Annotated in this window: 19 protein-coding genes; 15 read left to right on the top strand and 4 right to left on the bottom strand. The window is 63.8% G+C overall.

The window, feature by feature from the left end; genetic code table 11:
* Nucleotides 1-250: 250 nt before the first annotated feature.
* Together A5906_RS26070 and A5906_RS26065 are read right to left on the bottom strand one after the other, a co-directional pair.
* Nucleotides 251-1,462, bottom strand: a complete 1,212-nt coding sequence (locus A5906_RS26070; RefSeq protein WP_080138103.1) for an acyl-CoA dehydrogenase family protein — start codon at nt 1,460-1,462, stop codon at nt 251-253.
* Nucleotides 1,463-1,517: 55 nt separating this feature from the next.
* On the bottom strand, nt 1,518-3,143 hold the full coding sequence (locus tag A5906_RS26065; RefSeq protein ID WP_080138102.1) for a long-chain fatty acid--CoA ligase: 1,626 nt from the start codon (nt 3,141-3,143) through the stop codon (nt 1,518-1,520).
* 177 nt (nt 3,144-3,320) lie between these two features.
* Between A5906_RS26065 and A5906_RS26060 the strand changes: the two genes are divergently transcribed.
* From A5906_RS26060 to A5906_RS25990, 14 genes are all read left to right on the top strand, one after another.
* Nucleotides 3,321-5,165, top strand: coding sequence for a flavin-containing monooxygenase (locus A5906_RS26060; RefSeq protein WP_080138101.1), 1,845 nt, complete (start codon nt 3,321-3,323; stop codon nt 5,163-5,165).
* Between the two features lie 272 nt (nt 5,166-5,437).
* A complete protein-coding gene (locus A5906_RS26055; protein ID WP_080138100.1) occupies nt 5,438-6,253 on the top strand; it encodes a lytic murein transglycosylase in 816 nt (271 codons plus the stop codon).
* 156 nt (nt 6,254-6,409) lie between these two features.
* On the top strand, nt 6,410-6,631 hold the full coding sequence (locus A5906_RS26050) for a hypothetical protein (RefSeq protein WP_008137329.1): 222 nt from the start codon (nt 6,410-6,412) through the stop codon (nt 6,629-6,631).
* Between the two features lie 12 nt (nt 6,632-6,643).
* A complete protein-coding gene (locus tag A5906_RS26045; protein WP_080138099.1) occupies nt 6,644-7,066 on the top strand; it encodes a hypothetical protein in 423 nt (140 codons plus the stop codon).
* A 453-nt stretch (nt 7,067-7,519) separates the two neighbouring features.
* Complete coding sequence (locus A5906_RS26040; RefSeq protein ID WP_080138275.1) at nt 7,520-7,966, top strand: MaoC family dehydratase; 447 nt, start codon at nt 7,520-7,522, stop codon at nt 7,964-7,966.
* A 97-nt stretch (nt 7,967-8,063) separates the two neighbouring features.
* Nucleotides 8,064-8,576: a hypothetical protein gene (locus A5906_RS26035; RefSeq protein ID WP_080138098.1), complete on the top strand. Its 513-nt coding sequence runs from the start codon at nt 8,064-8,066 to the stop codon at nt 8,574-8,576.
* Nucleotides 8,577-8,857: 281 nt separating this feature from the next.
* Complete coding sequence (locus A5906_RS26030; RefSeq protein ID WP_080138097.1) at nt 8,858-10,012, top strand: helix-turn-helix transcriptional regulator; 1,155 nt, start codon at nt 8,858-8,860, stop codon at nt 10,010-10,012.
* A gap of 188 nt (nt 10,013-10,200) precedes the next feature.
* Nucleotides 10,201-11,220: a helix-turn-helix transcriptional regulator gene (locus A5906_RS26025; RefSeq protein WP_136615484.1), complete on the top strand. Its 1,020-nt coding sequence runs from the start codon at nt 10,201-10,203 to the stop codon at nt 11,218-11,220.
* Between the two features lie 78 nt (nt 11,221-11,298).
* Nucleotides 11,299-11,745: a DUF3455 domain-containing protein gene (locus tag A5906_RS26020; RefSeq protein WP_245326899.1), complete on the top strand. Its 447-nt coding sequence runs from the start codon at nt 11,299-11,301 to the stop codon at nt 11,743-11,745.
* Nucleotides 11,746-11,875: 130 nt separating this feature from the next.
* On the top strand, nt 11,876-12,124 hold the full coding sequence (locus A5906_RS26015; protein WP_080138095.1) for a DUF6894 family protein: 249 nt from the start codon (nt 11,876-11,878) through the stop codon (nt 12,122-12,124).
* A 200-nt stretch (nt 12,125-12,324) separates the two neighbouring features.
* Nucleotides 12,325-15,573: an autotransporter outer membrane beta-barrel domain-containing protein gene (locus A5906_RS26010; RefSeq protein WP_080138094.1), complete on the top strand. Its 3,249-nt coding sequence runs from the start codon at nt 12,325-12,327 to the stop codon at nt 15,571-15,573.
* A gap of 229 nt (nt 15,574-15,802) precedes the next feature.
* Nucleotides 15,803-16,921 (top strand): helix-turn-helix transcriptional regulator, encoded by a 1,119-nt coding sequence (locus tag A5906_RS26005; protein WP_080138093.1) that lies wholly within the window; start codon nt 15,803-15,805, stop codon nt 16,919-16,921.
* Between the two features lie 423 nt (nt 16,922-17,344).
* On the top strand, nt 17,345-17,578 hold the full coding sequence (locus A5906_RS25995) for a hypothetical protein (RefSeq protein ID WP_080138091.1): 234 nt from the start codon (nt 17,345-17,347) through the stop codon (nt 17,576-17,578).
* Nucleotides 17,579-17,591: 13 nt separating this feature from the next.
* Nucleotides 17,592-18,320, top strand: coding sequence for a sulfite exporter TauE/SafE family protein (locus A5906_RS25990; protein ID WP_080138090.1), 729 nt, complete (start codon nt 17,592-17,594; stop codon nt 18,318-18,320).
* On the opposite strand, the gene A5906_RS25985 is transcribed toward A5906_RS25990, so the two are convergent.
* Complete coding sequence (locus A5906_RS25985) at nt 18,317-21,505, bottom strand: efflux RND transporter permease subunit (protein ID WP_080138089.1); 3,189 nt, start codon at nt 21,503-21,505, stop codon at nt 18,317-18,319. The genes A5906_RS25990 and A5906_RS25985 overlap by 4 nt on opposite strands.
* Before the next feature lie 184 nt (nt 21,506-21,689).
* Entirely contained in the window at nt 21,690-22,931 is a 1,242-nt protein-coding gene (locus tag A5906_RS25980; protein ID WP_080138088.1) for an efflux RND transporter periplasmic adaptor subunit, read from the bottom strand.
* A 200-nt stretch (nt 22,932-23,131) separates the two neighbouring features.
* Here A5906_RS25980 and A5906_RS25975 point away from each other — a divergent pair.
* Nucleotides 23,132-23,589 (top strand): TetR/AcrR family transcriptional regulator (locus A5906_RS25975; protein WP_080138274.1); only part of this gene is annotated, 458 nt, incomplete at its 3' end.

Here is a 23,589-nt window from a genome sequence, read left to right as displayed (position 1 = left end):
TGAACTGCGATGCGTCGGCCAGCTTCGAACTGTCAAAATGATTGCAGCTGTGTCCGGGCCAAGCGTATGGGCAATTGTTCGGATGATACCTTTGGTATGGGCTGCCCAGTGATCGTGCAACGAACAGTATATAACAGGGGCCGTGCTACAAACAGTATATGGTAGAAGCCACCCAGCGTCTGATGGCGTTGGGGGCAATATCTTTCGAGTTCATAGGTACACAGCCCAGTACTGACGCGCCAGCGTCGGCTCAGGCATTCGAGTATTTCTTCAGCTCGAATCGCGCGATCTGATTCCGGTGCACCTCGTCTGGTCCGTCAGCAAGGCGCAGCAAGCGTGCCGTCGCATAGGCCTGCGTCAAACCGAAATCGTTCGAGGTGCCGCCCCCGCCATGGGCCTGGATCGCCCAGTCGATGATCTGGCAGGCCATGTTGGGGACGGCGACCTTGATCATCGCGATCTCGCTTTTCGCAACCTTGTTGCCGACCGTGTCCATCGCGTAGGCGGCGTTCAGCGTCAGCAGACGGGCCTGCTCGATCATGATGCGGGCTTCCGCGATCCGCTCCTGTGTCACCGTCTGCTCGGAGACAGGCTTGCCGAAGGCGATGCGGCTGCGGACGCGGCGGCACATCTTTTCCAGCGTGCGTTCGGCAAGGCCGATCAGCCGCATGCAGTGATGGATGCGGCCAGGGCCGAGCCGCCCCTGCGCGATCTCGAAGCCGCGGCCTTCGCCCAGCAGCATATTCTCTTTGGGCACCCTCACATTGGTGAAGACGACCTCGGAGGCGCGGTCGGGCACGCCGTAGAAGCCGAACACGGGCAGGGGACGCTTCACATCGATGCCTGATGTATCCATCGGTACCAGGATCATGGATTGCTGCTTGTGGCGATCCGGGTTGTCAGGATCGGTCTTGCCCATGAAGATGCAGATCTTGCAGCGCGGATCGGTGGCGTTGGTCGTGTACCATTTGCGGCCGTTGATGACGTAATGATCGCCGTCGCGCACGATCGAGCTTTCGATGTTGGTTGCGTCGGACGACGCCACGGCAGGCTCGGTCATGGCGAAGCAGGAGCGGATTTCGCCCGCAAGCAGCGGCTTCAGCCAACGCTCCTTGTCCTTCTCCGAACCGTAGCGCTCCAGCACCTCCATGTTCCCGGTATCGGGCGCGGAGCAGTTGAACACTTCAGGCGCAAGGTGCGAGCGGCCCATCACTTCGCAGAGCGGGGCATATGCGAGATTGGTGAGCCCGGCGCCGTGGCTGGATTCCGGCAGGAACAGATTCCAAAGGCCTTCGGCGCGCGCCAGCGGCTTCAGTTCCTCGACGACCGGATAGACCTTCCACGGTCCGAGCTCCTCCGCCTCGCGATAGAAGCGCTCCTCGTTCGGATAGATGTGCCGGTCCATGAAACTCTCGAGCTTGCGCTTGAGCTCGACGACTTTGGGCGACATCGGGTAGAGCATCTCTGGTCTCCTTGATCGCTGGACGGCGCTGATTTCAGCGTGACCGTCCATCGCTTTATTCGGCGTGGTAGTCCTTGAATCTCTCCCGCAGCGCCGACTTCAGCACCTTGCCGGTACCGGTCATCGGGAATTCGTCGAGGAATTCGACGGCGTCGGGTAGCCACCAACTCGCAACCCTCGGGCGCATGTGGTCGAGCAGGGTCTTGCCGTCGACTGTCGCGCCTTTCTTGCGGACGACGAGGAGCAGGGGGCGCTCCTGCCATTTCTCGTGCGCGATGGCAACGACGGCCGCTTGCAGCACGTCCGGATGGGACAGGGCGATGTCCTCGAGCTGGATCGAGGAGATCCACTCGCCGCCGGACTTGATCACGTCCTTGGAGCGGTCGGTGAGGGTGACGTGGCCTTGTGCGTCGATTACGGCCATGTCGCCGGTGATCAGCCAGCCGTCGCGGTCAAGGCCTTCCTCCAACTTCATATAGCCGGAGGCGACCCAGGGACCGCGGGCACGTAAGTGGCCGACCGTCTTGCCGTCGCGCGGCAGCTCAACGCCGGCATCGTCGACGATGCGCAAGGCCGTGCCGAAACAGGCGCGGCCCGACACCTGGCGCCGGTCAAACTTCTCCTTGTCGCTGAGATGCTCCGAGCCCGGCCGCAAGCCCGGCATCGAGCAGCCCAAGGCCTCGGTCATGCCCCAGGCCTGGATGTAATCGACATTGTACTCACGCTTGAGCTTCTCGACCATGGCGCGCGGCGGCGCCGAGCCCGAGGACAACGTCGCCCGCAATGTCGAGAATCTGCTGCCCGTCCGCCCCAGCCAGTCGAGCAGGATCAGCCAGAAGCTCGGCACGCCCGCCGACAGCGTCACCTTCTCGCCTTCGAGCAATTCATAGAGCTTGTCGGGTTCGTAGTAGCGGCCGGGCAGCACCAGCTTCGAGCCAGTGTAGGGCGCGGTGAACGGCATGTTCCAGCCATTTCCGTGGAACAGCGGCGCCATCGGCATCATCACCTCGCGCACGCCTTCGACATGGCCCGGCAGGAAATCGAAATTGCAGCAGGTCATGGTCTGCAGGATCGCGGCACGATGGGAATAGATCACGCCCTTGGGATTGCCGGTCGTGCCGGAGGTGTAGCAGATCGTGGAGGCGGACTTTTCGTCGAACTCCGGCCAGGCGAAGCCGGCGTCGTTCTCTTTGCCCAGCAATTCCTCGTAGCAATGCACGTTGGCAAGCTTCGTCTCCGGCATCCGCTCGCGCGATGACATCACGATATAGGCTTCGACGGTCTTCAGCTGTGGGGCGATCGCTTCCACGATCGGCAGCGTGGCGCGGTCGATGAACAGCAGGCGGTCTTCGGCGTGATTGATGATGTAGACGAGCTGCTCCGGAAACAGCCGCGGATTGACGGTGTGCAGCACATAGCCCATGCCGGGCGCGGCATAGAACATCTCGAAATGCCGGTGGGTATTCCAGGCCAGCGTGCCGACGCGGTCGCCTTGCTTCATGCCGAGCCGCTTGAGTGCCAGCGCCATGCGCTTGATGCGGGGATGGGCGTCCGCATAGGTGTAGCGATGGATGTCGCCCTCGATCTCGCGCGCGACGATCTCCGCTTCGCCGTGATAGTCGGCGGCATACTGGATCAGGCCGCTGATCAGCAGCGGCATGTCCATCATCAATCCCTGCATGGTCTCCTCCGGGCCGCCACGTCGTTGCATGGCGTAAGCTTGTGATTTGCGCGGAGGGTAGCGGAACGTCGGGCGGCGTTCACGCAAAAAACAGCGGACGTGATTGCATGCGTCACTTTTTCGGGGCTAACGTGCGGTGCGCTGCGGGCAAGGCAGCGTCCGCCGTGGAGGAAATGAATGTCAGCGGAAAGACACAAGACCGGCACAGCCGGCGCATCTACGGTCGATGTTTCCGCACTCCGTGCGCGCTATCGCGACGAGCGCGACCGTCGTCTGCGCGCCGAGGGCAAGGCGCAATATGTCGAGGTCACGGGCGAATTCGGCCGCTATCTCGACGACCCCTGGGCCGATCCCGGCTTTGCGCGCGAGGCCGTCAGCGAACAGACCGAAGTGCTGATCGTCGGCGGGGGCTTCGGCGGCCTGCTCTGCGGTGCACGTCTGCGCGAAGCAGGCATCGGAGATTTTCGTATCGTGGAAAAGGCCGCTGATTTCGGTGGCACCTGGTACTGGAATCGCTATCCCGGAGCTGCCTGCGATACTGAGAGCTACATCTATCTGCCGCTGCTGGAAGAGACCGGTTACATGCCGGTGCGAAAATATGCGCGGGCGCCGGAGATCTACGAGCACTCGCGCCGCATCGGCGGCCATTTCTCGCTCTATGAGCGCGCGCTGTTTCAGACCGTGATCTCGCGGATGACCTGGCAGGAGCAGGAGGCGCGCTGGCTGGTCGAGACCGACCGCGGCGACCGCATCCGCGCGCGCTTCGTCATCCTCGCCGGGGGACCGCTGAGCCGGCCGAAGCTGCCGGGCATTCCTGGCATCGAGAGCTTCAAGGGCCACAGCTTCCATACGAGCCGCTGGGACTACGCCTACACAGGCGGTACGGCCGAAGGCGATCTCACCGGACTTGCCGGCAAGCGCGTCGGCATCATCGGCACCGGCGCCACCGCCGTGCAATGCGTGCCGCATCTCGGCCGCTCTGCGAAAGAGCTCTACGTCTTCCAGCGTACGCCATCGGCAATCAGTGTGCGCGATGACCGGCCGACGGATCAAGCCTGGGCGGAGAGCCTCAAGCCCGGTTGGCAGCGCGAGCGCATGGACAACTTTACGGCCGTGATCTCGGGTGAGCCGTTCGAACACGATCTGGTGCAGGACGGTTGGACTGGCCTGCTCGGCGAGATCCTGCTGGCGCCGCGCCGGCAACCGCAACCGGTGACTTCGATGGAAGAAGCATTGAGGGTCATCGAGCAGGCCGACTACCGCAAGATGGAGGAGATCCGCGCCCGCGTGGATGCCGTGGTGAAGGACGAGGCGGCCGCGGCCGCGCTAAAGCCCTGGTACAAGGCGTTCTGCAAGCGGCCGTGCTTCCACGACGAATATCTCGACACTTTTAATCGACCCAACGTTCATCTGGTCGACACCAAAGGGCGAGGCGTCGAGCGCATCACGGAGAACGCCGTCGTCGTCGACGGCAAGGCCTACGAGCTCGACTGCCTGATCTACGCCAGCGGCTTCGAGGTCGGCACCGACTATGCGCGCCGCATGGGATTTGAGGTCTATGGCCGCGACGGTGTGAGCCTGTCCGAGCGCTGGCGCGACGGCGTCAAGACCATGCACGGCTTCTACAGCCGCGGCTTTCCGAACTGTTTTCTGATCGTCACGGTGCAGGCGGGCCAGAGCGCCAATTTCCCGCACATCATTGACGAGCAGTCGCAACATATCGCCTATGTGATTGCCGAAGCGCGCAAGCGTGGCGCCAGGACCTTGGAGCCGACGCTCGCTGCCGAGAGCGCCTGGGTCGAAGAGGTGGTCAAGGCTGCGATCGGCCGGCAGACCTATCTCGCCGAATGCACGCCGGGCTATTACAACAATGAAGGCGTGTTCGATCCCATCGCGGCCAGAAATAGCCAGTACTGGCGCGGTCCGGTGGCGTTCCTGCGGATGCTCGGCAAATGGCGCAAGGAGGGCAATCTGGACGGATTGGAATTGAGTTACGGGACCGCCGCGGAGGCCCGGGCTTGAGCGCCGTGACCCCGGCTCGACAGCTGCCAGGCGTCTCCACGTCATCGGAGGCGGTCCATTGCGCAGGTGCACCCGTCGGGACCGGCACAGACACGTATCAGCAGCACCAGAGCATCGTGGTGGATTTTCTGCTGGGCGCGGAGGGGGCGTGAGGCGCCGGTGTCAAGGGCCTTGCCTTTATTGATTGTAGCCATCGGGACTTGAGCGATTGCAGCTGACGTAGGATCATGCGCTTGCGCGAGCCGGTCGCGCACCAGAAAGAGGAATGAGCAATGATCAAGGGCAAGACAGTCGCAACGGCGGTGATTGGCGCGACCGCGCTGCTACTTTCTCTGCCCTCGGCCGAGGCGGCGCAATGCGGCAGCTCGGCGGCCGGCTTCGAGGCCTGGAAGCGCGAGTTCAGCGCGGAGGCGCAAGGAAAGGGTATCGGCCAGACCGCGATCTCGGCTTTGATGCAGACCAACTACGCCAGCGCGACCATCGCAGCCGACCGCGGCCAGCGCAGCTTCTCGCTGTCGCTCGACCAGTTCCTCGCCAAGCGCGGCGCCACCACCATCGTCGCCAAGGGACGGCAGCTCAAGCAGTCGCAGGCTGCCTTGTTCGCCTCGATCCAGCAGCGCTACGGTGTCCCGCCCGGGCCGCTGATCGCGATCTGGGGCATGGAGACCGGCTTCGGCAGCCAGCGCGGCAACCAGAACATGCTCTCGTCGATCGCAACGCTCGCCTATGACTGCCGCCGTCCCGAGTTCTTCACCGACCAGCTCTACGCCGCGCTGAAGCTGATCGACCGCGGCACCCTGTCGGGATCGACCCGCGGCTCCATGCATGGCGAGGTCGGCCAGACCCAGTTCATGCCCAAGAACATCCTGGCTTATGGCACCGGCAATCTCGAGGTCGCCGCCAATGCGCTGAACTCAACCGCCAATTTCCTCAAGGCCCATGGCTGGCGTGCGGGAGCCGGTTACCAGCCGGGCGAACCGAATTTCGCGGCGATCGAGGCCTGGAATGCCGCCGGCGTCTATCAGAAGGCGATCGCACTGATGGGCCGGCAGATCGACGAGGGGGGAGGGGCGGCCGCATCGCGCTGATGGGTGCGCGTTACGCGAAACGGCCTCCACTTCGCTCGAAAACGCTCTTGCTCAGCAAGGCGTGATGCACTGGTGCGAGAAAGTTGTTGCCTTCAGGAACCGACGGCATGAGGTTTGCTTTGATCGATTCAGGGCTGGGCATGAGGAGACTCAACTATGGCAACCCAGATCGTGATGGACCAGACTGGCGACACCCGCCACGAGTTTGATCCTGGCAATGCCGAAGCGCTGGCGCGGGCCGAACAGCGCTTTCGGGAGCTGACCGGAGCCGGCTTCACCGCCGCCTTCCGCACCGGGCCCGGCGAAGTCACCCGTATCAAGTCGTTCGATCCGACCGCGCAGGAAACGCTGTTCTATCCCCGCCTGGTCGGCGGCTGATCTGAGCTGCTCATGTTCGCGGCATTGTGGTTCCGCGCGCCCGCGCGTGCCCGTTTGCACGCGCTGCGCGAACTCTACCGGCGCTTCTTCGGCGAGAACACGCCCGATGCGCGGGGCCGCCGGCTTCTGGCCGACTGGCTGACGCCGGCGCAGCGTGCACAGTTCGAGCAGCACCGGTATTTTGACGTCGTGGGCTGCGATACCGGCAAGAAGTATCGCATTCATTATGGCACCGCCGCCAACGTCCATGAGGTCGACGACGCCGGTCACGCAACGATGGGATGGTGCTTCGTCCCCTCAGGCTTCCTCGTGCCCGGCGACGTGATGCTGGCGCAGAAGATCGCGCTCGAGACGGACGAAAAGGCCGCGCTCGCGCTCGCCAACAGGTTTCCGCCGGCAACGCATTCAGAGCACTTTTACCGGCGGCCGTTCTAAAGCACGATCCGGACCCCAAGAGCCGCATTAGCGCAAAGCGTGCGGCGGTTTCCCGGAAAGATCATGCTCAAACGAGGAGCAGTCGCTCAGTAATGCGTGGTGCGGTAAGCATCGAGCGCATGCGCCGCAAAGACGCCGATGCTGCAAAGGGCAAGCACGGCCGAGATCAGCTCGATCATAGCTCGTCCTCCCGTGGCGACGCGACGAGGTTCTGGCAGCAGGCATAGTCGTAGATCAGGTCGAGGAGGAATTGCATGGTGGCCGTCCCTGTATTTATTTTGACAACGACTTAACCGGCCATCTGTTTCAGGGGTGTTTCGTCGCATTTGGAAAGAGGTTTCGCGGGGAACCCAGGGCTGGCTTGTGCGCTGCGAACCCGTTACATCGCAATTTCGCTAAATCCCTTTGGCCGCGCGCTCCCGGCAGCGGCGCACCATACTGCGAGGCAAAATCATGGCGCAGGTCGAGTGGTTCGACGATCTCACCATCGGAATGCGGTTCAAGTCGCCCGAGGTGGTGGTCAGCGAGGCCGACATCAAGCGCTTCGCCGCGGAGTACGATCCGCAGCCGATGCACCTCGACCATGAGGCGGCGAAGGCGACCCTGTTCAAGGGGCTGGCTGCCTCGGGATGGCACACCGCCGCGATTGCCATGAACCTCGCGATCCAGGCTCGTCCGTTCGGCCCGCATCCGCTGATCGGCGCCGGTGTCGACGGGCTGCGCTGGACCATTCCGGTGCGGCCCGGCGACCGCCTGCATCTGGTCGGGGAGGTCATGAGCCTGACGCCTTCGAAGTCGAAGCCGCAGGGCATCGCGCTGGTGAAATGGACGATGTTCAACCAGAACGGCGAGGAGGTTTACACCTTCACCCCGATCGCGATCGTCCCGCGACGGGGGTAGGACGCCGCCGGCCGCTTGCCTCGCCGGCTGCCCGAAACCCTTGCGGGCCGCTGGCGGAGATGGTCATCTCGGCGTGGGGAACGCGCTGGAGGCAGACATGAAACGATTTCTCCTCGTCGCCGGAATTCTCGCGGGCATCTTGAGCGCAGCCGTCTTGAGTTCAAGGCCTGCGCTTGCGCAACAATCCAAGGTCGGCGACTGGACTATCGAGAAGCGGACCCAGGACACGCATTGCAACGCGAGCCGCGGCTACAAGGACAAGGAGGACGAGAACCGCGATTACGTCATCGTCATCACCTATTCCGAGAAAGCAATCGTGATCGTGGTGATCTACGACGGCTGGGAATGGGACAAGGTCGGCGAGATCCTCCGGGCCGACGTCGGCACCGATGACGCCGACATCATGAAGAAGGCGAAGTGGGAGGTCATGGACAAGACCACCGTGCGCGGCATCTTCGAGTACGACCAATCGATCATGGACCGGCTCTCGAAGGCCAAGCGCCTCACGCTTGATTTCGAGGACGATGACGAGGACAGCATCGAGATGCAGATCCCGCGCGCCGGCGAGGCGCTTGCCGCGCTGAAATTCTGTGAGGAGAACCGGAAATAATTCGCCGACGCCGGTGTTCGGTCGTCAGGATCGGCGGCAATGCGTGACCGACGACACGCAGCCGGGCCGCTGTTCGCATGAATCCTAGTCTTTGGCGAAAACGTCCAAGCCTCATCCTGTGGTTGACGTTACGCAAGGACGATGTTCGATATTCCAGCATTGCGCTGTCGCATTTCCTCATCGTCCGAGACGGCGACTGATCGGCTCGTCTCCTCTGCTGGTTCCCGACGCGCTCGGCCCTCTCGCGGCGAGCGCAACACGCAGATCGCATTGCCCGGCCGATGACGAGCCTGCAGGCAAACCGGTTCTCGTCGCTTGTCGGCGAAATCTACGATGCGGCGGCCAATCCGGCGCTACGCAGCGCCGCATTGGAGCAGGTCTGCGATTTCGTCGGCGGCTGTGCCGCGACCATCCTGTCGCGGGACGCCGCCGGGCTTTCAATCGAGATTCACCAGCATTTCGGCACCGAGGCCCGGTTCCGCCAGCTCTATCGCGACAGATATGTCGAACTCGATCCGCTGCTCGATCGCCACCTCGGTCTCGCGACGGGGCGAACGCTCGGCGTGACCGACGTGATGCCTTATTCGGAGTTCGTGGCGACAAGCTTCTACAGCGACTGGTTGGAGCCGCAGGGCGCGATAGACCTTGCGGCAGTCACGCTCGAGAGATCGGACGCGCGCACGACGATCCTCCAGGTGTTGCGGCACCGGTCCCGCGGGGTCGTCGATGAGGCGATGCGCGAGCGCATGAGGCTGCTTGCGCCTCACCTCCAGCGATCGCGAGTCATGGGCCGCCAGATCGGGGCCCGCTCGCATACCGTCGAGGATCTTGCCGGTGTCCTGGACGGACTGAGCACGGCGATCTGCCTGCTCGACGCCGAAGGGCGGGTCGTTCATGCCAACGCGGCCTGCCGTCAGCTCTTCGCCGACGCCGATCTCTTCGCGATGGTCGGCGACAGAATCGTCGCCCGCAACACCCAGGCCGACAAAATATTCCGCGGCCTGTCCGAAATCGTCGGGGATGCCGGGACTCATTCAGCCCGTCGCCGTCAGATCAATCTCGTGACATCGTCCGACGGTCGGCATTATCTGCTCCATGCCTTTGCGCTGAAGCGGGAAGGTCATGTGCCGCGCGATATGGCGGCCACCGTGCTCTTCGTTCAAAGGGCTTCGATGGTATCGTCGCTCGTGCCCGATGCGATCGCCGCGGCATTCAGGCTGACTCCGTCCGAATTGCGTGTGCTGATGGCCATCGTCGAGATCGGCGGTGTTCCCGATATCGCTGCCAGGCTCGGTGTCGCCGAGACGACGGTGAAGACGCATCTCGGCCGGCTGTTCGAGAAGACTGGCGCGGGCAGGCAGGCCGATCTCGTCAAGATCGCCGCCGGTTTTGCTGCGCCTTTTGTCCGGAGCGCCGGCAGCGGCGACGCGGTGTGATCCATTTCACATCGCGAACTGTGTTCCTGCGGAATCTCAATCCATTGTGATGAGCGGGGCTCCCGGGTCATCCAAACGCAGGACGCGAGCCGCCTGAGACTTTCGTATATGGCGCCACCTGAAATGAGAAGGGCAGCGTGTGCCGCCGACACAATGCGCGATGCGTATCGAACGCGGAGCGCGGCGCGATGGCGGTGCATGGCCAGGCTTGCTCGTTGGTTGGAGAGATTGCAGTGAGCGGCAAGGATGATTTTTTTATCTTCAATGTTTCAACGGACGACATTCCCGAAGACGAGCGCGTGCCTCTGCTGCGCGAATTCTACTGTCGCGGCGTGCTGAGGGCGGAGGTCGAGGCAAGGGACGGCAAGCCGGCGGCGGCAAGCTTCACCTCTCACGTCCTGCCGGAAGCCCAGTTGCTGATCGGCGGACTATGCGGAGCGCGGGTCATTCGGACGAAGCAACTGGTTGGAGATGGCGACGACAGTCTTGCCTTGATCGTGAACAGGTCCGGCGTTCTCGGGATATCCGAGCGAGGCCACGATCTGAGGCTCCAGGCGGGAGAGGCGGTCCTGACGAGCGCGGAGGACGTCACGACCTTCGAGCGGCTCCTGCTGGGAAGCGGCTTCTCCTTGCGCGTACCTCGGCGCGTGCTGGCCCCGATGATCGTGGACGTCGACGATGCGGTGATGCGCGTCATCCCGGAGAGCACCACCGGGCTTCGGCTGCTCGTCGACTACGCGATGGCACTGGTGCGCGACAAGACGCTGGAAGTGCCTGCGATGCGACAGCTTGGCGTCGCGCATCTGCATGACCTTCTGGCGCTCGTTCTCGGCGCGACGGACCACGCCCGCGACTTGTCCGGCCGGCGCGGTGTGAAGGCGGCGCGGCTCCAGAAGGCGAAATTCCTCATCGCCAACAATTGCTGGCAGCAGGACCTGTCGGTGACAAGCGTGGCCCACGAGCTCGGCGTGACGCCGCGCTATCTACAGCGCCTCTTCGAGGCGGACGGCAAGACCTTCTCCTCCTTCCTGACCGAGCAGCGCCTCAAGCGCGCCCATCGCATGCTGCGCGAGCCGGATTTCGCGGCGCGGCCGGTGAGCTCGATCGCCTATGACGTCGGCTTCGGCGATCTCTCATATTTCAACCGCTGTTTCCGGCGGACCTATGGTGCGACGCCGAGCGACGTCAGGAGCGGCGGGGCACCGTAGCGGGTCGCGACTGAATTTCAGCTCACTGCCATTTCAACCGGGTGAAAGGAATTTGACATGTTCCTTGATCGAAAAGTCATGATTGTGCAAAGCGTGCTTTATCGCAGCCTTGTTCTGGCAAGCGTGCTGCATGGATCATCCGCCCTGGCGGCAATGCCGGACGAGATCAGGGTTCCCGGCGAACTTCCCGGCGCCGCGCTGCACGCCGAAGGTGCGCAGATCTATGAGTGCAAGGCCGGCGACGCGAACCAGCTTGTCTGGCAGGCGCGCGAGCCTGCCGCCGCGCTGATGGATGGCGACAATTCGGTGGGGCACCACTACGCCGCGCTGCATTGGGAGACCGTCGACGCGCGCACGCTGGTGTGGGAGCACAAGGACGGCAGCTTGGTCAAGGCCAGGATCGTGGCACGCGCCGCAGGCCGCACGGACGGCGATCTTCCCTGGTTGAAGTTCGTTGTCATCACCCAGACCGGAAATGGCCTGTTCTACGGCGTGACCCACGTCCAGCGCATCAACACGCGATGAGGTGCGATGAGCGGACCCTGCATCGAGGCGGGAGCCTATCGCAGCGTGCCGTATTCGGCCGACTACGTCTTCTGGCGTGCGGAGTAGGTCAGGGCCGTGTCTTGGGCGGTGTCGAGTGTTGGAGTCTGGAATGCGCCGTTTCTTCTTTGATCTGCTGGTCGACAATGTCGTGAAGATCGATCCCGGTGGAATGGTCTTCGAGCAGCCCAAGGCCACGTTCGTCGTGGCCGATGAGATGGCGCGGCACCTCTTCGTCTGGCGTGACGATCTGCGCGATCGCGACGCCTGGATCCGCGTGCGCGACAACGGCGGACGCGAGATCTATCGCGCCGCGGTCTGGGCCGAGAGTGCCGAGAAGGTCGGCTGGGACCAGGCGTGAGCGGCGCGGGTGGTGTCGCCACTTTGCACCACTTCCGTGCGAAGCGCGTTCGGTTCGTTCCAGGCCCAAACGCCGTCGGTTTCGTCCAAGTCGGATGAGTGGCGTCCTTCTACCTTGGCGGTCACTGATTCAGAGCGCGTGACGCCGGTCTCGTCCAATCGGAGGAGGCGGCGATTGCGGGCTGGGCGAAGGATACCAAGATGCTGGGAATGAACTGGTCCATCGCGCAAAGCCATCGGCTTCTGCGAGGGGCATCGACGACGGCGCTCACCCTGGCGCTGGCGCCTCTGGTCGTCGGTAGCGGGGCCGAGGCCGCGTGCACGCCGCCGTCGCCGGTCAGCGGCACCGTCGTTACCTGCACCGGGACGACGGACAACGCCAATGGCACGATCGGCTATGGATCGACGACCGACACCGGCAACACCATCAATGTGGTGGCCGGCGCGCGGGTGTCGGGGACCAGCTCGGGCATCGCGCTCCAGCAGGGCACGGTCAACATCGCCGGCAATATCATCGGCGGCGACATCACGACGACCGGCGCCACAGGCATTGCTGCGGGGGGAGATCTGAGCCTCAAGCTGGACGGTAACATAGCCACAACGGGAATTCTGGCGACTGGAACCAACGCCATCGGCGTGAGCAGCGGCGGCACGGTGACGATCGACAATGCGGGAAGCATCACCGCCATCAGCGCAGGCGGCGGCGGGATCTCGGCAAGGGCCATCAACCTCACCAACACCGGCGCGATCGCCGGTTTCAACGCGGCCCTCTCGGCGGGTACCATCGCCACCGTCGACAATCGAGACGGCGCTACGATTACTGCCGCAGGAGCCAGCGGGGTCGCGATCGCTGGCGCAAGCCTGCTCGTCAACAACGCGGGAACGATTGCAGCGACGGGCAATCGTGCCGTCGCGATCAACGCCATCGACGCCGCAGATATAAATAACGGCAGCAGCGGTCATATCGAGGCGCTCGCTACGGGCGGCATTGCAATCTTCAGCAACGGAACGACCGCGATCGCCAATGCGGGCCGGATCGTCGGGGCCGGAAACGGCGTGGAAGTGCACGCCGCCCTGACCGTCACATCCAATTCCGGCCTCATCTCCGGTGCGCAAAATGGGATCGCCGCGGACGCGGCGACGATCAGGAACGACAGGGGCGGCACCATCTCGACCAGCGGCGCCAGCAGCGCCATCGGCGCGGCGACGATAACGCTCTCGAATGCAGGGCAGATCCTTGCGACGGCGAGCGGCGGCGTCGCTGTCACTGCGAACGAAGTGAAGGTCACGGACAACACGGGCCAGATTTCTGGCGAGGCCTTCGCGATCCAGTCGTTCGGTGCCGCCACCGTGGCCAACAACGCGGGCGGTACGATCAAGAACACCAACGTGAGCAATGCGGCGATCGTTGCAAACACGAGCCTGAACGTCAGCAATGGCGGCGAGATCACCGGCGCCGGGGGAGCGCTCCTTGCGAGGCACGGTGATGTGAACCTGATCAACACGGCCACCGGCGTGATTTCCTCGGATGCCCACGCCGTCGAGGGCCAGAACGTGAAGCTGGCGAATCTCGCCGGCGGCAGCGTGAGTGGTCAAGTGGCTGTCTTTGCCAACATTTCCGCCATCGTCGATAATGCCGGCACCATCACGGGCGTTGGAAACAGCGGCATTGGCGTCGAGGCGGACGTTGCGGACGCGACCGTTCGCAATAGTGGCACGATTTCCGGGCTGCGTGCCGGCATCATTGCGAACATGACGGCTAACGTGGTCAACAGTGGCACCATCTCCGGCAGTACGGGCGCGATCGAGGCCCATACGATCAACGCAATCAATACGGGTTTGATTTCCGCGAGCGGCGACGGTCTGAGGGGCACAACGGTCAACCTCGACAATACCGGAAGCATCACGGGCGGCCGCGCGATCAACGCGCAGTTTGGAAACATCAGCAATTCCGGAACGATCACCGGGCGCGACGCAGCCATCAACGTAAACGCGGCCAACGTGACCAACTCCGGCCTTCTCAGTGCGACGAACGCCAGTGGTACTGCCGTCGTATCGTCCACCGCCAACATCACCAACGCCGGTACCATCATCGGTTCGGCGGGTATTTCGTCGAATGGCGGCGCGACGATCACGAACTCCGGCACGATCACCGGAACAGGCGGCACGGCAATTCAGTTGTCGAGCTCCGCGGACACCCTGACCCTGCTGCCGGGCTCGAAGATCAATGGCGTCGTTGATTTCGGCCGCGGCGCCGACGTGCTCAACATCAACCTGTCGCCCATCAGCAGCAAGGTGTCGTCGCTGACGACGATCAGCCTGCCGACTTTCATCAATTTCGAGGGCACCATCAACACCAATGTCTCCAATGGCGGCTTCAACGGTCCGTCGGTAGTCTCCGGCACCACGCTGGCTACCCTCGATCCCACCGCGCTGGCGCAGACCGATCGCACGCTGATGGATTTTAGCAGCGGTGTGTCCTCGCTGGTGCAGGGCCGGCTGAGTAGCGGCGGCACGGCCGGCAGCACCATGATGGCGATGGCCTACGCGCCGGAGACGGCGCAGGCCGGGCCCTTCACCAAGGCGCCGCGCAGCCTTTGGACCGATCCGACGCCGATCACGGTCTGGGCCAACAGCTTCGGAGGCCAGCGCATCCAGGACGAGACCGCTTCGACGCTACGCGCAACCTCAACCGCCTGGGGCGGGGCGCTCGGCATCGACCGCAAGGTGCAGCCGAACTGGCTGGTCGGTGCGTTCCTCGGCGGCGGGCAGGGCGGCCTCTCGGTCGCTCTCAACTCGCAGTCGGTGGACACCAATTATGTTTTCGCCGGCGCCTACAGCCGGTTCGAATGGGCCGCGCAGTTCTTCGACTTCACAATCCAGGGCGGCAACGCCGACAATAGCTCGCGCCGCCTGGTGCTGAACAATGCGGCGGTGGGCGGAATGGAGACCGCAATCGCGAACTACAGCGGCTGGTACGTCAGCCCGGAGGTGGCCTACGGCTACAGGCTCAATGTGGGCAACGGCTATGTGCTGACGCCGACGGCACGGCTGCGCTATGTCGTCGGCCGGTTCAATGGCTACAGCGAGACAGGATCGGCGCAGGGGCTTTCGGTTGGCGGCCGCACGCTGCAGGATTTCGAGGAGCGGGCCGAGGTCGATCTCTCCCGGGTGACGAGCCTCGCCGGCGCCGAGCTCAAAGCGAACATTCATGGCGGCGTCATTGCGCTCCAGCGCGTGGGCGATGCCACGATCAACACGGTGCTGCTTGGACAGAACCTGTCCTTCGTGACGCCCGGCAGCCGCAGCACGGTCGGTGCCGTCGCCGGTATTGGCTTCGACTTCCGCACCGGACCCAACCTGTCCGTGTTCGGGGCGGTGGAGGGCGCGATGATGTCCGATCAAAGCCGCACCGGCACGGCGAAAGGTGGCGTTCGCGTCGCGTTCTGAGCCGGCACCAGCCCTGGCGGCCTTAACGCGATGCATGCCGGCCGGGCGCCATCCGCTCGGCCGGCGCCTCCTCCGATCGGAGGATCGCGGCGGGATTCGCCAATCCGCTCGTCAACTGATCAGCAAACCGCAGCCGGAGTTGAACCTTTTGCTTCCGTGACAGACTCACAAAAGCCGCTGGGCACGAAGAATATTTCGCAGCCTCCATGCTTGATCACTGGCGCTTCCGATGCCCCGCCCTCCGAAACATTCCGAGTTGATCGAGAGCATCTATGACGCCGGTCTCCACCCTGAGTTGTGGAGCGAGGTGATCGTCAAGGTTAATGCGTTCATCGGCAGCCGCGCCTGCGGCCTGATCTCAAAGGATCCTGTCAGCAAGTCCGGCGCGACGCATTTCTATTGCGGGGTCGATCCGCACTACATCCGGCTCTACGCCGAGACCTACGCGCAGTACGATCCGCTCGCCAGGCTCCCCCGTTATGGCGAGGTGCGCAACATCCCGGATCTCGTGGATTTCGAGGATTATCGCCGCGGCCGCTTCTATCAGGAATGGTTGCGCCCGCAGGGCTGCGCCGACGTCGCGAATGTGGTGCTCGAGCAGTCACAGTCGCCGTGTCCGATGTTGCTGACCGTGATCCCGGGCAGGGACATGCTCGATGCAGAGAAGCGGGCGCGGATGCAGTCCCTCGTCGCGCACACCAGCAGGGCGTTGCTGATCAACAAGGCGATCGAGCGAAAGCAACAGCGCGCGATCGCGCTGGCCGATGTGGTCGACCGGCTGAGCGCCGGCGTCATCCTGCTCGATGCCACCCGCAACATCGTCCACAGCAATCCTGCCGCGGAGGCGCTTCTGACCGAAGCCGACGTCCTGCGGTCGGTCTCGGGCCGGCTCGTGGCACGATCGTCCGAGGCAAATCGGGCGCTGCGCGATATCTTCCGTGACGCAGGACAGGTCGCCATTGCTGCGGCGGCAAGCCGGAAAATTCCGCTGATGTCGCACAGCGGTTCCCATCATGTTGCCAACGTCATCGCGCTGCCGTCGTTATTACGCGATGGAGCGACCGAGCGCACGTCGGCCGTCGGCGCCCTGTTCGTCTGGAAGGCGGAACTCGATGGCCGCTTGGCCGCCAGCCTCATCGACCGCACGTTCGACCTCACGCCTGCGGAGCTGAGGGTGCTGCAGTCGATCGTCGAGGTCGGCGGCGTGCCCGAGACGGCGATCGCGCTCGGTATCGCGGAGACCACGGTGAAGACACATCTGCATCGGGTCTTTGCCAAGACCGGCGTTTCGCGCCAGGCGGATCTCGTCAAGCTTGTGGCAGGATTTTCCAATCCGCTCATGCACTGACGTGCATTTGAGCAGCGTGCTGCTCACTGCAGCTCGCAAAAGGTTCGAATTGAGGCATCATTAGAAAGTTATCGCGCCTCATTCGATCGAATGACGCGATTTTCGGCGTTCTCTTCTAAAGAAACGTCACATGATTTTTTGTTTCGGTCTCCATCTTCGTGTGAAGCAGCTCACAGCAGGCGGAAGTGAATCCCGTCAGTCTCTCGTGCCATTGAGAGGAGATTGTCATGCGAACGGCATCACCCGCTTTGACCGCCAGATTCAGCGACATCGTCGCGCGTGTCGGGGATGCCCTTCGCAGCCAGCGCGAGATCGATGCCCGGCGCGCCTTGCAAAGGTACCGCCATTTGCTGGGAGAAGCGCACGATACATTGCCTTTGAATGAAATGATTCCGGTCAGCAACGAAGAGGATATTTCAGGAAATGCCCACCGATCTGATGCGTGTGAGCGCGCCGCCGGCCACCCCACATTCGAACGGGCGTAACGCCAATATCGTCGCGATCGCACTCACCGCAGCACTCATCACGCTTCAGTTGATCGGGTTGGCAGTCCTGGAACGGTCCCACGCCCACGCGATGCATGTGTCGTTTCCACGCGAGCCGGCGGCTTGCACCGAGGGCGCCCCCGCCGTGGTCTCGCAGATTCCCTACGATTGAGCGGAGGATTGAAGTGCCCGATGCCACGACTCTGATCCTGCTCAGCGCCGCCGTCTTCGCCGGCGCGTTCGTCTCGGGGCTTTCGGGCTTCGCGTTCTCGGCGGTGGCGGGCGCGATCCTGCTGCGGGTATTCCAGCCGTTGGAAGCCGTGCCGCTGATGATGGCGTGCAGCATCGGCGTGCAGGCGACCAATCTCTGGGCGCTTCGGCGCAACATCCGCTGGGAGGGCAGCCTGCTGCTGATTGTCGGCGGCTTGATCGGCGTTCCCATCGCAGTCTCGCTGCTGCAGACGACGGACACGCATCTTCTGCGGCGCGGCTTCGGCATCATCGTCGCACTCTATGCGGCCTACATGCTGCTGCGACCGACTCTGGTGACGGCCGGCGAAGCCGTCGGCCGGCACTGGGTAGCACTGATCGGATTCGGCGGAGGCCTCGTCGGCGGGCTGACCGCGATGCCGGGCGCGATCCCGACGATCTGGTGCGACATGCGCGGCATGCCCAAGAGCGAGCAGCGCGGCCTGGTGCAGCCGTTCATCGCCGCGATGCAGGTCTTTGCCATCGTGCTGCTGGTCGGGCACCAGGATCTGTCGTCAAAGGTCTTCGTCGACCTCGCGATCAGCCTGCCGGCCCTGTTCGCCGGATCCGTTCTCGGCGTGCTCGCCTTTCACCGCGTCAACGAGACGGTCTTTCGGAAGACCGTGCTCGTTCTGTTGCTGGTATCAGGGATTTCCCTGATCTAGTGACTTACGCCCTGGACCGGCGCCGCACTGATGTCGTTGCCGTGATGAACCAGCGGCTTGTTACCGGTGATGGTTCTGAGCAGCACATAGAACACCGGCGTCAGGAACAGGCCGAACACGGTGACGCCGATCATGCCGGAGAACACCGCGACCCCCATGGCCCGCCGCATCTCCGAGCCGGCCCCGGTCGAGAGCACCAGCGGCAGCACGCCCATGATAAACGCCATCGACGTCATCAGGATCGGACGCAGTCGAAGCCGGCTCGCCTCGATTGCGGCGCGGATCGGCGTACGGCCGGCGAATTCGAGCTCGCGCGCGAATTCGACGATTAGGATCGCGTTCTTGGCGGAGAGACCCACGAGCACGATGAGGCCGATCTGGGTGAAGACGTTGTTGTCGCCCTTGGAGATCCAGACGCCGAACATCGCCGCGAGCAGGCCCATCGGCACGATCATGATGATCGACAGCGGCAGGGTCAGGCTCTCGTAGAGCGCGGCCAGCACCAGGAAGACCAGCAGGATCGCCAACGGGAACACCCAGATGCCGGAATTGCCGGCGATGAACTCCTGATAGGTCAGGTCGGTCCATTCGAAGGCGAAGCCTGGCGGCAGTACTTCCGCCGCGATCCGCGTCGCCGCCTCCTGCGCCTGGCCGGAGGAGAAGCCGGGCGCGGCCGCCGCGTTGATGTCGGAGGACAGGAAGCCGTTGTAGCGGATCGCGCGCTCCGGCCCCGCGCTCTGGCGGATCTTGAGCAGTGCCGACAGCGGCACCATGTCGCCGGAGGATGAGCGCACCTTCAACTGTCTGATGTCGTCGGCGCGCGCGCGGAAGGGCGCGTCGGCTTGAACCCGGACTGAATAGGTGCGGCCAAACTTGTTGAAGTCGTTGACGTAGTAGGATCCGAGATAGATCTGCAGCGTATTGAACACCTCCGTGACGGGGACGCCGAGCTGCAGCGCCTTGGTGCGGTCGATGTCAGCGAACAGCTGGGGCACATTGACCTGGAAGCTTGAGAACACGCCGGCGATCTCCGGCGCCTTCTGCATCGCCGCCATGAAGGCCTTGGTGGCTTCGTTGAGCGCCTCATAGCCGAGGCCAGCGCGGTCCTCGATCTGCAGCTTGAAGCCGCCGATGGTGCCGAGGCCGTTGACCGGCGGCGGCGGGAACATGGCGATGAAGGCTTCCTGGATGCCCGCATACTTCTTGTTCAGCTCGGCTGCGATGGCGGGACCGCCGAGCGCGGGATCCTTGCGCTCGTCGAACGGTTTCAGCGTCGAGAACACGATGCCGGCGTTGGAGGAGTTGGTGAAGCCGGAGATCGACAGGCCCGGGAAGGCGACCGAGCTCTCGACACCGGGCTGGGTCAGCGCGATGTCGCTCATCTTGCGGATCACCTCTTCGGTGCGGTCCAGCGTCGCGCCATCGGGCAGACGGGCGAAGCCGACCAGATACTGCTTGTCCTGACCCGGCACGAAGCCGCTCGGCACCTGCTGGAACAGGAAGGCGGTGAGGCCGACCAGCACCACATAGAGGCCCATCACCGCGGCCTTGCCCGAGATCACCTTGGTCACGGTGCCGCTATAACTCCCGGACGAGTAGGTGAACGCCCGATTGAAGCGGCGGAAAAACCAGCCAAGGCTCCTCTCCATGATGATCGTCAGCTTGTCTTTCGGCTCGTTGTGGCCCTTGAGCAGCAGGGCCGACAGCGCCGGCGACAGCGTCAGCGAGTTGACGGCGGAGATCACCGTCGAGATCGCGATCGTCAGCGCGAACTGCTTGTAGAACTGCCCGGTGAGGCCGGAGATGAAGGCGAGCGGCACGAACACCGCGATCAGCACCATCGCGATCGCGATGATCGGCCCCGACACCTCGCGCATCGCCTGATAGGTTGCATCGCGCGGCGACAGGCCGGCCTCGATGTTGCGCTCGACGTTCTCGACCACGACGATGGCGTCGTCGACGACGATGCCGATGGCGAGAACCAGGCCGAACAGGCTGAGCGCGTTGATGGAGAAGCCGAACACGTGCATCACCGCAAACGTGCCGACGATCGACACGGGTACTGCGAGCAGCGGGATGATCGAGGCCCGCCAGGTCTGTAGGAACAGGATCACCACCAGCACCACCAGCGCGATCGCCTCCAGCAGCGTGTGGATGACGGCCTCGATCGAGGAGCGCACGAACTGGGTGGGGTCGTAGACGATCTGGTAGGACACGCCTTCCGGCATGTTCTTCTTGATCTCGTTCATGGTGGCGCGGACGTTATCGGAGATCTGAAGCGCGTTGGAGCCGGGCGCCTGGAAGATCGGGATCGCCACCGCCTGCTTGTTGTCGAGCAGCGAGCGCAGCCCGTATTCGGAAGCCCCGAGCTCGATGCGCGCGAGATCACGCAGGCGGACGACTTCGCCGCGGGTGCCGGTCTTGACCACGATGTCGCCGAACTGTTCCTCGTTGGCGAGCCGGCCTTCGGCATTGACCGAGAGCTGGAGATCGATGCCCCTGACGTTCGGGGAGGAGCCGACCACACCGGCGGCGGCTTCGACGTTCTGCGCCTGGATCGCCTTGACAATGTCGCTGGCGGTGAGGCCATGCTCGGCCGCCTTCTGCGGATCGACCCAGACCCGCATCGAATAGTCGCCGGCGCCGTAGAGCTGGACGTCGCCGACGCCGTCGATCCGGGCGAGGCGATCCTTGACGTTCAGTACCGCGTAGTTGCGCAAATACGTCATGTCATAGCGGCCGTTCGGCGACAGCAAATGGACCACCATGGTGAGGTCTGGCGAGGACTTCTTGGTGATGATGCCGAGCTGGCGTACCACGGCGGGCAGGCGCGGCTCGGCCTGCTGCACGCGGTTCTGCACCAGCTGCGTCGCCTTGTCAGGGTCGGTGCCGAGGCGGAACGTCACCGTCAGCGTCATCGCGCCGTCGGTGGTCGCCTGGCTCGACATGTAGAGCATGTTCTCGACGCCGTTGATCTGCTCCTCGATCGGCGTCGCCACCGTCTCCGCGATCACCTTGGGGTTGGCGCCGGGATAGGTGGCGCGCACCACGACGGAGGGCGGCACCACATCGGGATATTCCGAGATCGGCATCGCAAACAGCGAGATCAGGCCGGCGAGGAAGATCAGCACCGACAGCACACCGGCAAAGATCGGACGATCGATGAAGAACTTTGAGAGATTCATGGCTTTGCCCCTGGGCAATATCTTGGTCGTCCCCGGACAGCCCCGCCGTCATTCCGGGGCGCGCGAAGCGCGAACCCGGAATCCAGAGGTGATGTGCCCGGAACCTCGTAACTTCGAGATTCTCAGGTGCGCAATTGCGCACCGTAGTTTGCGACTTCGTCGCGGCCCGAAATGACGGAGACCACTAACGTTGCACCACGTCCTGGTTGCTGTGGTTCGAGGCCTGTTGCCCGCGTGCGCCCATCGCCGCGACTTCCGTCTTGAGGAGGGCGCCGGGACGCACGCGTTGCAGACCATTCACGACGATGCGGTCGCCGGGCTTGAGCCCCGCGGTGACGATGCGCAGGCCGTCGACCGCGCCGCCAAGCGTGATCGGCCGGTACACCGCGCGACTGTCGTCACCGACCGCCATCACGAACTTCTTGTCCTGGTCGGTGCCGATCGCGCGCTCGTCGATCATCACCAGCGCCTGCTGCTTCGGCTGGCCCATGCGCACGCGGGCGAACTGGCCGGGGATGAGACGCCCGTCATCGTTCCTAAACACCGCGCGGACGCGGATGGTGCCGCTCTGGCCGTTGACCTGGTTGTCGATGAGCTGGATGTGACCCTTCGCCGAGAGGCCGCCTGACGTCGCCATCTCCACCGGGATCTGGTCGAGCTTGCCGCGTTGGCCTGAGGCGTCCGCGATCGAGTTCAGGGCGCGCAGCACCACCTCTTCATCCGCATCGAAGGACGCGTAGATCGGATTGACCGAGACCAGCGAGGTCAGCACGGGGGAGGCGGTGCCGGCGGCGACAAGATTGCCGACGGTGACCTCGATCTTGCCGACCCGGCCGTCCACCGGCGCGCGCACCTCGGTGTAGTCGAGATTGAGCTTTGCAGTCTGCAGGGTCGCTTCCGCCGCCTTGACGTTGGCGATCGCCTCGCGATTGGCGTTGTCGCGCTGGTCATAGTCACGCCGGGTGACGACGGCGTTGCCGACCAGCTGCGCACCGCGCTCGAGCTCGCTCTGGGTGAAGACAACGCGCGCTTTCGCAGCTTCGAGCTGGGCGGCAGCCTTGTCGACCTCGGCCGCGTAAGGTGCCGGGTCGATCTTGAACAGCACGTCGCCGGCCTTCACCAGCGCGCCTTCGGTGAAGTTGGTGGAGAGGATCGCGCCCGCAACGCGCGGGCGAAGCTCGACGCGTTGGATGGCTTCGAGCCGGCCGGAGAAATCGTCCCACAGCACGGTTTGCTTGGGTTCGATCAGGGCGACCGTCACGGGTACGGCTTGCTCGGCCGCGGCCGCCGTTGCGGTCGCCTGCGCGGCACGGAAGTAATGACCGGTCGCGATCGAGCCGGCCACGACGAGGGCGCCCACGATGGCGACGCCGCCGAGAAGGCGGCGGATACGGCCGGCGGGGGAGGTATTTTGGGACGGGGGCATTTGCGCGCTCCAGATATGTAGTGTTCACTACAGATGTGGAGCTGGATATCGCAGCGCAAGATACTTATGTACCGTTCGCTAAGAAAATTGTAGCCGCTTACCGCAAGAATGGGAAGGCGAAAGAGAAAATAAAGCGAGAACAACCAGATAGCATCGGGCGTTGATTGGGGCGAAGCGCCGATTCCGAGGAGACTAAAGACATGGGCATGGGACGCCCCCGCGAATTCGACGCCGATCTGGCGTTGGACCAGGCGATGGAAGTGTTTTGGCGCCATGGCTATGAGGGCGCCACGATTGCCCAGCTCACCGAGGCGATGGGCATCAATCCGCCGAGCCTCTATGCCTGCTTCGGCAACAAGGAAGGCCTGCTGAAGGCCGCGCTCGACCGCTACACCAAGCTGCGCGGCGCCTGGATGGACGAGGTGGTCGCAGCCCCAACCGCCCGCGAGGTCGCCGCGCGGATGCTGATGGGCATCGCCGACAAGCAGACCGATCCCGCCAATCCGCCCGGATGCCTGCTCGTGCAAGGCGGCATCGCCTGCGGCAGCGGCTCCGAGAACGTCCCGTTCGAACTTGCCGCCCGCCGCGCCCAGAACGAAGACCAGCTCCGCGACCGCTTTGTTCGTGCCAAGGCGGAGGGCGATCTCAAGGAGACATC

The sequence above is a fragment of the Bradyrhizobium sacchari genome (genome assembly GCF_002068095.1).
Taxonomy (GTDB): Bacteria; Pseudomonadota; Alphaproteobacteria; order Rhizobiales; family Xanthobacteraceae; genus Bradyrhizobium; species Bradyrhizobium sacchari.
The sequence above is the reverse complement of the archived record's forward strand: the minus strand, read 5'-3'. Positions and strand labels throughout refer to the sequence as shown.

What these genes read in the sequence shown, in the direction of transcription:
- A5906_RS26025 (WP_136615484.1), top strand. Translation starts at nt 10,201, where the DNA reads ATGGCGGTGCATGGCCAGGCTTGCTCGTTGGTTGGAGAGATTGCAGTG.
- A5906_RS26015 (WP_080138095.1), top strand. Translation starts at nt 11,876, where the DNA reads ATGCGCCGTTTCTTCTTTGATCTGCTGGTCGACAATGTCGTGAAGATC.
- A5906_RS26020 (WP_245326899.1), top strand. Translation starts at nt 11,299, where the DNA reads ATGATTGTGCAAAGCGTGCTTTATCGCAGCCTTGTTCTGGCAAGCGTG.
- A5906_RS26030 (WP_080138097.1), top strand. Translation starts at nt 8,858, where the DNA reads ATGACGAGCCTGCAGGCAAACCGGTTCTCGTCGCTTGTCGGCGAAATC.
- A5906_RS25985 (WP_080138089.1), bottom strand. Translation starts at nt 21,505, where the DNA reads ATGAATCTCTCAAAGTTCTTCATCGATCGTCCGATCTTTGCCGGTGTG.
- A5906_RS25980 (WP_080138088.1), bottom strand. Translation starts at nt 22,931, where the DNA reads ATGCCCCCGTCCCAAAATACCTCCCCCGCCGGCCGTATCCGCCGCCTT.
- A5906_RS26065 (WP_080138102.1), bottom strand. Translation starts at nt 3,143, where the DNA reads ATGCAGGGATTGATGATGGACATGCCGCTGCTGATCAGCGGCCTGATC.
- A5906_RS26050 (WP_008137329.1), top strand. Translation starts at nt 6,410, where the DNA reads ATGGCAACCCAGATCGTGATGGACCAGACTGGCGACACCCGCCACGAG.
- A5906_RS26060 (WP_080138101.1), top strand. Translation starts at nt 3,321, where the DNA reads ATGTCAGCGGAAAGACACAAGACCGGCACAGCCGGCGCATCTACGGTC.
- A5906_RS26045 (WP_080138099.1), top strand. Translation starts at nt 6,644, where the DNA reads ATGTTCGCGGCATTGTGGTTCCGCGCGCCCGCGCGTGCCCGTTTGCAC.
- A5906_RS26035 (WP_080138098.1), top strand. Translation starts at nt 8,064, where the DNA reads ATGAAACGATTTCTCCTCGTCGCCGGAATTCTCGCGGGCATCTTGAGC.
- A5906_RS26010 (WP_080138094.1), top strand. Translation starts at nt 12,325, where the DNA reads ATGCTGGGAATGAACTGGTCCATCGCGCAAAGCCATCGGCTTCTGCGA.
- A5906_RS26070 (WP_080138103.1), bottom strand. Translation starts at nt 1,462, where the DNA reads ATGCTCTACCCGATGTCGCCCAAAGTCGTCGAGCTCAAGCGCAAGCTC.
- A5906_RS26005 (WP_080138093.1), top strand. Translation starts at nt 15,803, where the DNA reads ATGCCCCGCCCTCCGAAACATTCCGAGTTGATCGAGAGCATCTATGAC.
- A5906_RS26055 (WP_080138100.1), top strand. Translation starts at nt 5,438, where the DNA reads ATGATCAAGGGCAAGACAGTCGCAACGGCGGTGATTGGCGCGACCGCG.
- A5906_RS26040 (WP_080138275.1), top strand. Translation starts at nt 7,520, where the DNA reads ATGGCGCAGGTCGAGTGGTTCGACGATCTCACCATCGGAATGCGGTTC.
- A5906_RS25995 (WP_080138091.1), top strand. Translation starts at nt 17,345, where the DNA reads ATGCCCACCGATCTGATGCGTGTGAGCGCGCCGCCGGCCACCCCACAT.